At 67.7% G+C, this 14,249-nt stretch carries 10 protein-coding genes; 3 read left to right on the plus strand and 7 right to left on the minus strand.

Going from position 1 to position 14,249, the window contains the following annotated elements:
* Nucleotides 1-13: 13 nt before the first annotated feature.
* The 5 genes from B3E43_RS04470 to B3E43_RS04490 form a co-directional block, all read right to left on the minus strand.
* Complete coding sequence (locus B3E43_RS04470; protein ID WP_292027003.1) at nucleotides 14-847, minus strand: copper resistance protein B; 834 nt, start codon at nucleotides 845-847, stop codon at nucleotides 14-16.
* Between the two features lie 785 nt (nucleotides 848-1,632).
* Nucleotides 1,633-3,498, minus strand: a complete 1,866-nt coding sequence (locus B3E43_RS04475; protein ID WP_292027005.1) for a copper resistance system multicopper oxidase — start codon at nucleotides 3,496-3,498, stop codon at nucleotides 1,633-1,635.
* Between the two features lie 135 nt (nucleotides 3,499-3,633).
* Nucleotides 3,634-4,113, minus strand: coding sequence for a DUF305 domain-containing protein (locus tag B3E43_RS04480; protein ID WP_292027006.1), 480 nt, complete (start codon nucleotides 4,111-4,113; stop codon nucleotides 3,634-3,636).
* A gap of 48 nt (nucleotides 4,114-4,161) precedes the next feature.
* Entirely contained in the window at nucleotides 4,162-4,842 is a 681-nt protein-coding gene (locus tag B3E43_RS04485) for a DUF305 domain-containing protein (RefSeq protein ID WP_292027008.1), read from the minus strand.
* Between the two features lie 280 nt (nucleotides 4,843-5,122).
* Complete coding sequence (locus B3E43_RS04490; RefSeq protein ID WP_292027010.1) at nucleotides 5,123-7,477, minus strand: heavy metal translocating P-type ATPase; 2,355 nt, start codon at nucleotides 7,475-7,477, stop codon at nucleotides 5,123-5,125.
* Nucleotides 7,478-7,576: 99 nt separating this feature from the next.
* On the opposite strand from B3E43_RS04490, the gene B3E43_RS04495 reads away from it, so the two are divergent.
* Nucleotides 7,577-7,852 (plus strand): metal-sensitive transcriptional regulator, encoded by a 276-nt coding sequence (locus B3E43_RS04495; protein ID WP_292027012.1) that lies wholly within the window; start codon nucleotides 7,577-7,579, stop codon nucleotides 7,850-7,852.
* 12 nt (nucleotides 7,853-7,864) lie between these two features.
* On the opposite strand, the gene B3E43_RS04500 is transcribed toward B3E43_RS04495, so the two are convergent.
* Together B3E43_RS04500 and B3E43_RS04505 are read right to left on the minus strand one after the other, a co-directional pair.
* Nucleotides 7,865-8,716, minus strand: a complete 852-nt coding sequence (locus B3E43_RS04500; RefSeq protein ID WP_292027014.1) for a sterol desaturase family protein — start codon at nucleotides 8,714-8,716, stop codon at nucleotides 7,865-7,867.
* A 46-nt stretch (nucleotides 8,717-8,762) separates the two neighbouring features.
* Nucleotides 8,763-9,470: an AraC family transcriptional regulator gene (locus tag B3E43_RS04505; RefSeq protein ID WP_292027017.1), complete on the minus strand. Its 708-nt coding sequence runs from the start codon at nucleotides 9,468-9,470 to the stop codon at nucleotides 8,763-8,765.
* Nucleotides 9,471-9,749: 279 nt separating this feature from the next.
* On the opposite strand from B3E43_RS04505, the gene B3E43_RS04510 reads away from it, so the two are divergent.
* Together B3E43_RS04510 and B3E43_RS04515 are read left to right on the plus strand one after the other, a co-directional pair.
* Nucleotides 9,750-10,862, plus strand: coding sequence for an acyltransferase family protein (locus tag B3E43_RS04510; protein ID WP_292027019.1), 1,113 nt, complete (start codon nucleotides 9,750-9,752; stop codon nucleotides 10,860-10,862).
* Between the two features lie 1,251 nt (nucleotides 10,863-12,113).
* Nucleotides 12,114-14,246, plus strand: coding sequence for a TonB-dependent receptor (locus B3E43_RS04515; protein WP_292027021.1), 2,133 nt, complete (start codon nucleotides 12,114-12,116; stop codon nucleotides 14,244-14,246).
* Nucleotides 14,247-14,249: the final 3 nt, after the last annotated feature.

Genomic DNA, 14,249 nt, shown 5'->3' on the forward strand with positions numbered 1-14,249 from the left:
CCGCCAGCCTTCGCTAGAACCAGGCCCGAATGCCGACGACCAGCCGGGTGTCTTCCGCGCTTCGCCCGTCAGCTTCCAGAAAGTCCGCCGTATTGCCGAAGCTCTTGGTCCATTCCACGCCGACGTAGGGCGCGAACTCCTTGCGGAATTCGTACCGCAGCCGGGCCCCAACCTGGAGCGAGGACAGGCCAGATCCGATACGGAGCTCGGGGATGTCCTCCGCCGACAGCACCACCTCGGCCCGGGGCTGGACGATCCAGCGATTGGTGATGCGCTGATCGTATTCGGCCTCTCCCCGCGCTGTCAGTTCGCCCTTGTTGGACAGGAAGACAGCTCCATCGACCTCGAACCAGTAGGGCGCCAGCCCCTGAATGCCGACGACGAGATCTGTCCGGTCGCCTTCGGGCCGGTAGGTCTGCCGCAGGCCGGTCTGGAAGTCGAAGAAGGGTCGGAACGCCCGGCTGTAGAGGGCCTGGATCTCGGCCTCCTCGACCTCGCCGCCAAAAGCGCCCTCCCCTTCCGACTTCCACCAGAAGCGATTGATGTCGCCGCCGCTCCAGCCCTGGGCATTCCAGGCGTAGCCTTCCTCGTCGTCCCCGAAGGTCGCTTCCAGCTGGTCGAGGATGACCGCCGTCGTGCGGACGTTTCCATGCTCGACTCGGAGCTGGGCGCGGGCCGCCGCCATTTCAGCGGGGTCGAACAGCAGGTCGGCGGCGTTGGTCGGCCCGCGTGTCGCGCCCGCCGGAGCGGGAGCTTCCGGCGGACGTCCCGGATTGTCCGCGCTGGTCGGGACGTCGGGCGGCATGGCCATTCCGGACATGTCGTAGCCCGCCGGCGTCTGGCCCATGGTCGACATGTCATGACCCGCCGGCATTGCTGGAGCGGGAGTCTGGCCCATCGTCGACATATCGTGACCTGCGGGCATCGCCGGCGCGGGCTGGGTTTGACCCATCGTTGACATGTCGTGCCCCGCCGGCATCGCCGGAGCGGGCGGGGTCTGGCCCATGGTCGACATGTCATGGCCAACATGCGGGGACGCGGCGGCCGGAGCCGGCTGCGTCTGGCCCATCGTCGACATGTCATGGCCGGCGTGAGGGGACGCAGCGGCCGGAGCCGGTTGGGTCTGGCCCATAGCCGACATGTCGTGCCCCGCCGGCATCGCCGGAGCGGGCGGGGTCTGGCCCATGGTCGACATGTCATGGCCAGCATGCGGGGACGCGGCGGCCGGAGCCGGCTGTGTCTGGCCCATCGTCGACATGTCATGGCCGGCGTGAGGGGACGCAGCGGCCGGAGCCGGTTGGGTCTGGCCCATAGCGGACATGTCGTGCCCGGCACGAGCGGACGCCGCGGCCGGAGCAGGCGTCTGGCCCATGGTCGACATGTCGTGTCCCGCCGGCAGCGCCGGAGCCTGCAGACGGACGGGCACCGCGCCCGTCGGGCACGTCGGCGCTCCGGGCATGCCTGTCCGGGATGCGTCGGCGGTGGGCGAGCCGCGCGCGACGCAACCCTCCGGAAGCGCCTGGCGAACCGGCGCGGGCATGGCATGTCCAGCGTGGCTCTGCGCCAGCGCCGGTGTCCCCGCCGCCGCGGAAGCCGCCGCGAGGATCAGGGGAAGGATGGCGGCCGACGTCTTCACGATGCGGCTCCTTCCATCGGACGGACCGTGACGACGTTGAACATCCCGGCATGCATGTGCAGCAACAGGTGACAGTGGAAGGCCCAGTCGCCCGGATTGTCCGCGGTCAGGTCGAAGCTGACCTTGCCGCCCGGCGGAACGTTGACGGTGTGCTTGAGCGGCTGGTGACCGGCCGGGCCGCCGGTGACCAGCTCGAAGAAATGGCCGTGCAGGTGGATCGGGTGCGCCATCATGGAATCGTTCACCAGGGTCACGCGCACCCGCTCGTCCCGCTCGAACCGGATCGGCTCGACCAACTCGCTGAATTTGCGGCCGTCGAAACCCCACATGAACCGCTCCATGTTTCCGGTCAGGTGAATCTCCATCGTCCGGGATGGGGCGCGCTGATCCTTGTTGGGCGCGAGCGACACCAGGTCTGTGTAGACGAGGACGCGATGCGGCACGTCCTGAAGCCCGATCGGCCGCTCGCCCATGCGATTGGCCGGCGCCATCGCGATGGCGTCGACGCCCACCCCCACCGCCATGTCGGGCGGGGCGTTCTCCGGATCGCGCATGTTCATGCCGGACATGGAGCCGTGGTCCATACCGGACATCGTCCCGGCGGGGGCCTGGGGGGCCATGGCGCCGTGATCCATGCCCGCCATGGCCGCGCCGGGCGCGCCCGTCATAGCCCCGTGGTCCATTCCGGCCATCGCTCCGCCCGACTGGGCTCCCATGGCCCCGTGATCCATTCCGCTCATGCCCCCCATGTCTCCCATGCCCATGTCCTTCATGGTCAGGTTGGGAACCTCGCGAAGCGGCGGAACCTCGGCCGTCATGCCGAGGCGGGGCGCCAGGGTGGCGCGGCCCATGCCCGAGCGGTCGATGGCTTCCGACACGATGGTGTAGGCGCGGTCCTCGGTCGGCCGAACGATGACGTCATAGGTTTCGGCGGCGGCGATCTGGAACTCGTCGATCTCGATCGGGCGCACGTTCTCGCCGTCGGCCTGGACCACCGTCATGGGGAGGCCGGGGATGCGGACGTTGAAGATCGACATGGCCGAGGCGTTGATTATGCGCAGCCGCACCCGCTCCCCGGGCCGGAACAGGCCGGTCCAGTTCTCCTGGGGCCCATGGCCGTTGATCAGATAGGTGTAGGTCGAGCCGTTGACGTCGAGGATGTCGCGCGGATCCATCCGCATCTCGCCCCACATCCGGCGCTCCTCCAGGCTCATCCGGTCGCTGCCGTCCAGCAGGCCGGCCAGGGTGGTGCGCTGACGGTTGAAATAGCCGGGACTCTTCTTGAGCTTCTCGAAGATTTCGTGCGGATGCATGAAGCTCCAGTCCGACAGCACCAGCACGTGCTCGCGGTCGTAGCCGACCGGATCCGCCCCGGCCGGATCGATGACCAAGGGTCCGTAGTGGCCGAGCGCCTCCTGCAAACCCGAGTGGCTGTGGTACCAGAAGGTGCCCGACTGCCGGACCGGGAACTCGTAGACGAAGGTCTCGCGCGGGCGGATGCCCGGGAAGCTGACGCCGGGGACGCCGTCCATCTGGAACGGCAGCAGAATGCCGTGCCAGTGGATCGAGGTGTCCTCGTCGAGCTGGTTCGTCACGGCCAGTCGGACGTTCTGGCCTTCGCGTAGCCGCAGGACCGGAGCCGGAAGCACGCCGTTGATCGTCGTCGCCATGGCGGTGCGCCCGTTCACGGTGAACGGCGTCTGGCCGACCGTCAGATCGATGTTCGGGCCGGTGAGGGTCGGCAGGTCCGCCCGCAGCCCCGGAGACCCCGTCTGGGCCCAGGCGGGCATCAAGCCCTGCAAGGCCGCAAGACCGCCTCCGGCGACGGCGCCGCGCAGCAGCGCTCGACGATCCAGCTTCATGGGATACTCCTGAAAGTCATGGTCGCGCCTCCTGAGGCGCGATCTAAAAGGTTTTACGCAAGCGGCGCGGCCCGCCCTCGCGACACGCTGCCGCAGAGCCGACCGCGCCGGCGGCCCTCGCGGCCGCCCGCCGGATTACCGCCGCGCCAGAAGGGCCTTCATCTGGGCGATTTCCCGCGCCTGGGAGCTGACGATCTCCTCGCACAGACCGAGCACCTCGGGATCTTTCAACTCCGCTTCGTTGCACATCAGGATGGCGCCGGAGTGGTGGGGTATCATCGAACGCAGGAATTCCGCATCCCCGACCGCCGCCTGGGTCCGCATGCCCCAGAAGCTGACCGCGAACACCAGGGCGGCCGCCCCGCCGATCAGTAGATTGGTCCGCTTCGACGGATACATCGACCGCATGAACACCAGCATGAGGATGGCCATGGGAGAGACCATCATCAGGGTCATGTAGACGTTGTTGAGATTGAAGTAGAAGTGATCGAGGGATGCGATCATCGTGTACATCACCAGGTACATGATGATGAAATCAAGGACGAGCTCGATCGCGAATGATCGATAGCTGCCCTTCATGGCCTGCATGTGATTCATGCCCGTCATCTTTTCCATGTCCCTGCCCCTCTTTCAGTCAAACACGCTCCGCCCGTGAGAGCCGCGTCAGGACCCGCCGACCGGGTGGGCCGCGAGCCAGGCGCGCATCTCGGCGATGTCGGCGGTCTGCATCTCGATCGTCTTCTGCGCCATGCGCCGGATGCCGGCGTCCTGGCTTTCGCGGAGCGCCACCTGGGACATCTCGAGCGCGCCCTGGTGGTGAGCGATCATCTTGCTGGCCCACATCCGGTCCGTGTTGGCCCCGGTCGCCGACATCATGGCGTCCTTCATCTTCGTTTCGGCCGGCGCGAAGGGAGGTTCCCCGCCCCCGCCCGGCGCGGCCGCGCCGGCGGCGGCCCCGACCCGCGTCTCGAGCCAGCGCCGCAGCTCGGCGATGTCCGTGGTCTGCATTTCGACGGTTTTCTGGGCCATTCGGCGAATGTCGGCGTCCTGGGTGTCCCGCAGCACGATCTGGGACATGTCGAGCGCGCCCTGGTGATGCGGGATCATCTTGCGCGCCCAGGTTTCGCCCGCATCGGCTCCCGTTGCCGCCATCATGGCCTCGTGCATCCTGGTTTCGGCGGCGGAGAACGGCGTCTGCGCCATCGCCATGGGCTCCGAAGCGTGCGCGGACTCTTCGGCCTTGGACGTTGCGGGCGGCTCCGCCGCGGGGCTGCACGCCGTCAGGACGAGCGCGGAACAGCCGGCGAGCAGGAGGGACGGGCGGATGACGATCGGGTTGAACATCGGGGATCTCCGCTTGGGACGGTCGCCAGCCGGATCGCCAGGCGGCCAGACAATGAGGTGCGCCCGGCGACGCTGCATCCGGGCGGGCGTTGCGCTCGCCCGGACGACTGTCCCCACCGGACATCGAAGCCAGCGTAATCCGGACCCGCCGCCACGGTTCCACCACGATTAAATATGCCCGAACACCGTCGGATCATGCGAGGGATCAACCGCCGGGATGCGTAATGGGCTGACGGCTGTCATGGTTTTCCCCGGCGGTCTCGAGCGCGCCAGTCGATGGTCAAAGCCTGACCGCCCGAAGCCGCAGCGCATTGCCGATGACGCTGACGGATGACAGGGCCATGGCCAAGGCCGCCAGGGCCGGCGACAACAGCAGGCCGAAAACCGGATAGAGCAGGCCCGCCGCGATCGGGATGCCGAGCGTATTGTAGCCGAACGCGAACACGAGGTTCTGACGGATATTGCCCATCACCGCCTTAGACAGTTTGCGCGCCCGGACGATGCCCTGCAGGTCGCCCCCCAGCAGGGTGACGCCGGCGCTCTCGATCGCCACATCCGACCCCGCGCCCATGGCCACACCGACGTCGGCGGCGGCCAGGGCCGGGGCGTCGTTGACCCCGTCGCCGGCCATGGCCACGACCCGGCCCTCGGCGCGCAGACGCTCGACGACGGCGGCCTTGTCCTGGGGCAGGACCTCGGCCTGGACGTCGTCGATGCCGAGCCGGCGCGCCACGGCCTCGGCCGTGGTGCGGTTGTCACCCGTCATCATCACAAGGCGCAGCCCCGCCGCCTTCAGATCGCGGATGGCCTGGGCGGTCGTCGCCTTGACCGGATCGGCGATGCCGAGGACGCCGGCCGCGGCCCCGTCCACGGCCACAAAGATGGCGGTGGCGCCGTCCCGGCGAAGCGCCTCGGCCTCGGCCTCGAGCGGCGCGACGTCGACCCCGATTTCCCTGAGGTAGCGGCCGTTGCCGAGGGCCACGCGGCGGCCATCGACCATCCCGGTGACGCCCCGTCCGACCGGACTGTCGAACTCCGACGCCTCCGAGAGGACGAGGTTCCTGTCGCTGGCAGCGCGGACGACGGCGTCGGCCAGGGGGTGCTCGCTGCCCCGCTCAAGGCTGGCGGACAACCTCAGAAGCTCGACCTCGTCGAAACCGGCCGCGGGCCGGATCGCCGTGACCGATGGCCGTCCCTCGGTCAGGGTGCCGGTCTTGTCGAGCACCAGGGTGTCGACCTTCTCGAAGCGCTCCAGCGCCTCGGCGTTCTTGATCAGCACCCCGGCCTGGGCCCCGCGTCCCACCCCGACCATGATGGAGATGGGCGTGGCCAGGCCCAGGGCGCAGGGACAGGCGATGATCAGCACCGACACCGCGGCCACGAGGGCGTACGACAGGCGCGGCTCGGGTCCGGCCAGGCCCCAGACGACGGCCGCGAGAACCGCGATCGCGATCACCGCCGGGACAAACCAGCCCGACACCTGGTCGGCCAGCCGCTGGATGGGCGCGCGGCTGCGCTGGGCCTGGGCGACCATCTGGACGATCCGGGCCAGCAGGGTGTCGGCGCCCACCTTGTCGGCCCGCATCACGAACGAGCCGGTCTTGTTGAGCGAACCGGCGACGACCTTGTCGCCGACCTCCTTGGTCACCGGCATGGATTCTCCCGTGACCAGAGATTCGTCGATGGTCACGCGACCGTCCAGGATTTCGCCGTCGACCGCCACCTTTTCGCCGGGCCGGACGCGCAACCGGTCTCCGACGGCGACCAGGTCGAGCGTCACATCCTCGTCGCCGCCGTCGTCACGCACGCGGCGCGCGGTCTTCGGCGTCAGATCCAGCAGCGCCCGGATAGCGCCGGACGTCTGTTCCCGCGCGCGCAACTCCAGGATCTGGCCCACCAGAACGAGGACGGTGATCACCGCCGCCGCCTCGAAATAGACCGGCGCGCTGCCGTCCATTCGCCGGACCGCCGCCGGGAACAGGCCCGGAGCCAGAACCGCGACCACGCTGTAGACCCACGCCGCGCCAACGCCGATAGCGATCAGCGTGAACATGTTGAGGCTGCGGTTGCGGATCGAGGCCCAGCCCCGCTGGAAGAAGGGCCATCCGGCCCACAGCACCACCGGCGTCGCCAAGGCGAACTGGATCCAGTTCGAGGTCTGTCCCGGTATCCGCATCATCAGGCCGGTCAGATGCCCGCCCATCTCCAGAGCGAAGACCGGCAGGGTCAGCACCAGGCTGACCCAGAAGCGGCGGGTGAAGTCGATCAGTTCGTGATTGACCGGCGCCTCGGCGGTCACCGTCTCCGGTTCCAGCGCCATACCGCAGATCGGGCAGGAGCCGGGGCCGTCCTGGCGCACCTCCGGATGCATCGGGCAGGTGTAGATCGCGCCCGGGACGACGGGCGCAGGCTGCGGCTTCTCGCCAAGGTATCGGTCCGGCTCAGCGACGAATTTGGTCCGGCAGCCCGCCGAGCAGAAGAAATAGTCCCGGCCTTCGTGAGCGGTGCGATGCGCCGCGGTCGCCGGATCGACGGTCATGCCGCAGACCGGGTCGACGGCCTTCGCGCCGCTGTCGGCCGTGTGGGTCGAACAACCGGCGTGACCGTCCGGATGGGAATGCGAGGGCGTGGACATGGCGGGCTCCTGAATCGGCTGGACGCCAAATATACCCCATTGGGGTATCGCGCAAGATACCATCATAGGGTATAGGGAATGACTGGAACGAGGAATTGGATGCAGACCCTGACCAAGCCCAAGGTGATAAACCGTCTCAACCGGATCGAGGGACAGGTGCGCGGCATCGCCCGGATGGTCGAGGATGACCGATACTGCGTGGACGTGCTGACCCAGCTGCAGGCGGTGCGGGCCGCCCTGCTGCGTGTCGAGAGCGAGGTCCTCAAGGATCACCTCGACCACTGCGTCATGGGCGCGTTGACCGGCGACGACCCGGCCGAGCGCAAGGCCAAGGCGAACGAACTGATCGAGCTGCTCGGCCGCGCCTCGCGCTAGTGCGACAGGGTGTCAGACACCCCGTCGGAAGGGTTCGGCGAGTTGCCGGAGATATCCTCTGGGGTAGTCGGGCCGACCGGACACGCCGATCTGGCCCGTCCGAGGCGTGTCGGCCCCCGACCGGAACGTTCCCAGCAGATGGTCCCACAGGCTGGTGAACAGGCCGAAATTGACGTCACCCTCGGTCTGCGACGCCAGATGATGGTGTCGGTGGGCCGGGGCGACCGCCCATATGTAGATCAGCGGTCCGATCTTCATATCGACGTTGGAGTGCTGAAGGATCAGTTGGATCGCCACGGCGAAGGCCAGAAGCCAGGCGACGTCCGAGGGCATGCCGAGGAGCACCAGCGGCGCAACACCGGCCGTCAATTCTATCGCCTGATGGAGGGGATGTTTCAGCAGGCCGTTGAAACCATACATCCGTTCGACGGAATGATGCACGGCGTGCAACGACCAGAGCGCCGGGATGCGATGGCTGGCGTAGTGCGCCAGGGTGATGCCGAAGTCCGCCGCCAGGACGGCGACCGCGAGCTGTCCCCATAGCGGCCAGCCGGACGGCCAGACGTCGAGACCCGGGATCACGCCGGACACAAGGGGCATGGCCAGGACCGAGATGACAATCGACGCCTCATTCACCGCCGCATGGATCAAATCGCGGCCGGCGTCCCCGTGGGGTTGATTCCAGACGGGTTCGTAGGGCGCCAGACGCTCGGCGGCGAACGAGACCGCCAGCGCCAGCCCGAGCAGGATCGGCAGACTCCACGGGGGCGCCCCCCGCTCGGCCAAGGTCACCGCGGCCCCAAGGAAGCCCGCGAAGAACACCGGCGCATAACCGAGACGGACGAGAAACCGGGCGAGAGGCATCGGAGGGCTCCAGGGACGCCCCAGGATGACGCGGCCGGCGGGCGGCTTATTGAACGAACCGATTGTCCGCAGAACGCACGACGCTCGACGCCTGCAAGGGCGTCACGCCGAACATGCGTTTCGTGATGCGGTTCAGATGCGCCTGGTCGGCGAAGCCGCCGGCGATCGCCGCCTCCACCAGGCCCGCGCCCGACGCCATCTCATGCCCGGCCCTCTGAAGCTTTCGCCATAGCAGCCATTGCGACAGCGGAGCCTGCATCTGCGCCTGGGCCAGAACCCGGAGGCGCGCGGGCGACAGGCCGACCGCCCGGGCCGCCCGGGCGACGGCGCCGGGCGCCGGGTCTTCGGACGCCTTGAGGAGCGCCCCTTCAAGGCGTGGATCCAGCTTCACTTCCTTGACGCCGAGCCCTTCTCTGAGGCCCGCCACGATGCGGTCCGGCTGGGCCTCAGTGCTCAACAGGGCCGTCACGGAGGGCGGAGCGACGGCCGCGACGGCCGGCGCGATCAGCGCCAGAAGGCTCGAGGCCAACGGCGTGTGCGTCTCCAGGTACAACAGCAGGACCGACCCGCCCTCGTCGGTCATCCGATGGCGAACCCGCGGGCCGATGACGATCGCCTGACCGCTCAAGGTGCGATGGTCTTCCAGAACCACGCGGACCGAGCCCGTGCGGGCCACGGCCAGCTGTATCGCGACATGGGCGTGAGCGGCGTGCGCTTCATGCGGGCCCGCATAGGCGGCCCATCCGTCGCCCATGGCGAAAACTGCGCTCGATGAAGGCGAAGCCATAGTGTCGCGGCGTCCGCGCCGGTCCCATCACCGACGGCAGTCGTCATCGCGCCTTCCGGGGAGACCCGCAAGCCTCTCACCATGTGTCCGGCGCGAAGGGTTGGAGAGGACCATCGGCGCCTAACAGGGGACCCCCGGCACGGCTGGATTGAAGCCTGACGCGGCGGGACGAGGGATGTACGCATCCGATGCGTAAGCCAATTAGGCGGACTGTCCAATGCCGCTCGCCTTGGGGGGCCATCTTTCATGACGTCCGTTTCGCCGACCCACGAAGGCTACCCGGCCGATCTGAGGGGCTTGACCAGTCTGCGGGCCTTCCTGGCCGTGGGCGTGGTGCTATTCCACTACCAGCTCCAATGGGATCCGGCCCTGGGTTACAGCCCGATCATCGAGCGCAGCCGGCTGGCGGTCGACGCCTTCTTCATGTTGTCGGGCTTCATTCTGGCCCACGTCTACGGCCCCGCTTTCGCCGCTGGAACGTTTAGCTACAGGCGTTTCCTCGTGGCGCGGCTGGCGCGCCTCTATCCCCTCCATCTGGCGATTTTGGGCGGGGTCTCGATCATGGTGCTCGGGGCTTCGGTTTTCGGCATTTCGTTCGATCCTTCGACCTATACGACAGAGGGCTTCGTCAAGACCCTGTTCCTGGTTCAGGCGTGGTTTCCGAGCGAGATCGGCTTCAACTGGAGCGGCCCGTCCTGGTCGCTCTCGGCGGAATGGTTCGCCTATCTCCTGTTCCCGGCCTACGCCACTCTTGCCGTTCGGATGCGACAGCGTCCCTGGCTCCTGCTCGCCTTCGGCATCGTCAGCTATGTCGTCATCGACGCGGCCTACGTCTCGATTTTCGGCAAGGTGCTTCCTCGGGCCGAAGACGACATGGGCATCTTGCGCATCGCGCCGGCCTTTCTGATCGGCATGGCGCTCTATGCCCTGGGCCATCGCTGGCGCTGGAGCCGGCCCGTCGCCATCGCCGCCGCCCTGTTCACCACCACGCTCCTGCTCGGCGCCATGCAGTTGTCGCTGGACGACCGCATCATCGTCGCCCTCTCAGCCCCCGTGATCCTGACCTGGTCCCTGCTTGCACGCGCGGACTGCGAGGGGCTTCTCGCCGCCCCTGCCCTGGTCTTCGCCGGCGAAGCCTCCTTCGCCCTATATCTCGTGCACATGCCGGTGATCGTAGCCTGGAAGGGCGTCGTCGCTGAACTCCGCGGCATCGACAGCGCCTTCCGGATCACACCGATCGAACTGACAGGGCTGTTTGTCGCCACGGCGTTGATCGCGGCCGCCCTGCATCTGCTCGTCGAGAAACCCGGCCGCGCCTGGATTCGACGCCGGTTCGAAAGTCCTCGGACCAACCCCTGACGCGGGCGAGGCCCCGGGTCGGTTCAGCCCGGCGCAACTCCGAAAAAGAAGATTCCCATCGGTGGAAGGGCGATGAGGCTTTCAACCAGGATCCATAAGGGTCCGGGCGTTATTCGGTTGGAATCTGACCCATCATCGGAAAGCGCATTCTTCATCGAACGCCTCGCTTAAAGCACCGCCCCCTCCGACTCGGCCGACAAATCCGAACTCTTGACGGGCCGGGCGCCCGCGCCGTTTGCTTTGGATCAAAGCGCCGTTCGCCAGCGCCGGTAGAAGGGAATCGAAGACTGTCTTCGGGAGGACCGGCCACATGAACAAATCCCTTGCTCTCGTGAGCGCCTTGGCGCTGGCCGTCAGCGTTTCAGCCTGCGCGACCACCGCGCCCCCGACGGCCGAACAACGGGCGTCGTGCGAACAAATGCTCCGCACAATGGGCGAAGGCGCGACCCACAGCCACAGCGCTGAAAAGAGCGGCGGCGTGAGCCCGATGGGAATGACCCACGCCCAGTGCCGACGCATGCTCGGTCGGTAGCGCCGGGTCCGCGAGTCCTGACTGCTCGATGACGTCCGCAAAGGGCAAAGACTACGGCCCAGCACCTTGAGAGTAGCCGGCCGCGCCGCGGAATGACCTGCTTCGTTCGGCGGCCACCGGCGCAACCATTCGTCCTTTGCTGGCCCGGCGCTGTCCCGGGATCAACGGGCTGCCGACCGACATTGGGCTGTTCACGGCCGCGCCGGTAACCCTCGGCGCGGCCGTGCTGGCGGATCCGGGCGTCTCGATCCTCCTGAGAGCTCTGGTTGGCGCAGCCACGACGGCGCGCTACAGGGCGTTTGCCTTCCATGACCCGCGCTGAGCAGGGCCGGCCCTCGCAATAAGAAGGACTGCGGTACGCTTGGTCTCCAATAGAGGCGATCCGCGGTAAAACATGGATCATGCTGCGAAGCTTGGCGATCACGCCGCCCCGGCAGCAGAACCGAAATCGCCGCTGCAGGCTGCAAAGCCCTGCGCCTCTCGATTTGCCGAGGGATCGCAAGCGTCAGCCGTTTCGCCAGAGCGACCGGACGCCAGTCGGCTGGCGCTGGACCACCTCATCATCGTGGACCTGTCGGGAGCAAACGCGCCGTCGTCTGCAACGCGTGATCAGCACCAAAGACAGTTTGCAGTCTATCTGCGAATGATAGTGAGATTGACTCGCAAGAATGCCTGTGGTCAGACCGCCGCTGTCATTCGCCTTGCTTTCGAAGTGCTTCATGTCCCCTCGCCTCCTCGCCACCGTCGCCCTCCTGCCGCTGCTGCTAGCCGCCCTTCCCGCCAGGGCCCAGGAGGCCGCGACCCGGGACGCCACGACCCTGGACGAAGTGGTCGTCACCGCTTCCCGCATCGAGCAGCCGCGCTCGGCCCTGGCGGCCACGGTGGAGATCATCGACGCCGAGGCCATCGTCCAGCAGACAGCGCTGGCCGCCTCGGCCGTCGATACGGTGGCGGCCCTGGTGCCCTCCTTCTCGCCGACGCGGCAGAAACTGTCGGGCTTCGGCGAGACCCTGCGCGGGCGCTCGCCGCTGTATCTGGTGGACGGGGTGCCGCAGTCGACGCCGCTGCGCGACGACAGTCGCGACGGCTACACCGTCGATCCCTTCTTCATCGATCGGGTCGAGGTCATCTTCGGGTCCAACGCCATCCAGGGCATCGGCGCCACGGGCGGGGTGGTCAACTATGTCACCGCCCGCAAGCCGTCCGAGGACGAAGGCCTGACCGGGCGGATGATGGCCCAGGTCACCACCGACGACGAACTCCAGGGCGACGGCGTCGGCGCCAAGATCGCCGCCATCGGCGGGCGTGATTTCGGCGTCTTCGACCTCAGCCTGGGCGCGGCGTTCGAGACGCGCGGGGCCTATTACGACGCCGACGGCCGCCGCATCGGCTTCGACGGCGCCCAGGGCGAGGTCCAGGACTCGCAGGCCCTGTCGTTCTTCGCCCGCGGCGGCTGGGATCTCGGCGACGACCGCCGGCTGGAGGGCTGGGTCAATCGCTTCGATCTGGAAGGCGACGGCGACTATGTCACGGTGGCGGGCAACCGGGCGACGGCGGTTCCGACCACCGCCGTGCGTGGACAGGCGCCGGGCGAACAGCCCTCCAACACGGTGACCTCGGCCGCCATCAGCTATACCGACCGCGACCTGTTCGGCGGCGTGATGCGGGCCCAAATCTTCGCTCATGACTATCAGGGCGTCTTCGGCGGCGGCAACTTCCCCGACTTCCAGGACCCCCGGATCGCCCCGTCCGGGACGCTGTTCGACCAGTCCGCCAATAACTCCGAAAAGCTGGGCTTCAAGGTCGATTGGCAGGGCGAAATTTCCGGCCTGGCAGGGCTGAAGACCTTGATCGGCGTCGACGGACTGCGTGACCAGACCTATCAGGAACTGGTGCTCACCGGACGCAACTGGGTGCCCGAGACCGTCTACGAGAGCCTGTCGCCCTTCCTGCAACTGAACCAGTCGCTGCTGGACGGCCGGCTGAGCCTGTCCGCCGGGGTCCGTCATGAATCGGCGAAGTTGAAGGTCGACGACTTCCAGACCCTCTACGCCTACGGACCGCAGACGGTGGCGGGCGGCGAGCCGGGCTTTGAGGAGACCCTGTTCAACCTCGGCGCCGCCTTCGAGGTCGCGCCCGGCCTTCTGGCCTACGCCTCATTCGCCCAAGGCTTCACCATGCCGGACGTCGGGCGCGTGTTGCGGGGCATCAACCGTCCCAATCAGGACGTCGACACCTTCCTGAACGTCGAACCGGTGGTGTCGGACAACACCGAGGTCGGCATCGAGTACCGCGGCGCCCGGCTCGAGTTGTCCGCCGCCGTGTTCCGGTCGGAGGCCGAGCGCGGCTCCCTGCTGAACCGCCTGCCCTCGGGCATCTTCGAGGTCCAGCGCCGGGCCACGCGCATCGACGGCCTGGAGCTGAAAGGGCTGTGGCGGGCCACGGACGCCTTCACCGTCGGCGGCAGCTACGCGGCGCTTGAGGGCCGCACCGCCAGCGCAGAAGACGGTCCCATCGACCGCGACCTGAACGGCGCCAATATCTCGCCCGACCGGCTGCTGCTGTGGGGCGAATATGAAAGCGGTCCCGTCGCCCTGCGCCTTCAGGCCCAAACCTTCCTCGAGCGCGACTTCGACGGCGAGCCCGCCGCCAACGGCTTCGAAGGCTATGCGGTGCTGGACGCCGTGGCCCGCTACGAGGCCGGCTTCGGCACGGTGTCGGTGGGCGTTCAGAACCTGCTGGACGAGCAGTACATCTCCTATTTCTCGGACACCCAGGGACCGACCGACAACCTACGCTATTTCGCCGGACGCGGCCGCACGGCGACCGTGACGCTGACGCGGAGCTTCTGACCG

Source organism: Brevundimonas sp. UBA2416, from assembly GCF_002343105.1.
Lineage (GTDB): Bacteria > Pseudomonadota > Alphaproteobacteria > Caulobacterales > Caulobacteraceae > Brevundimonas.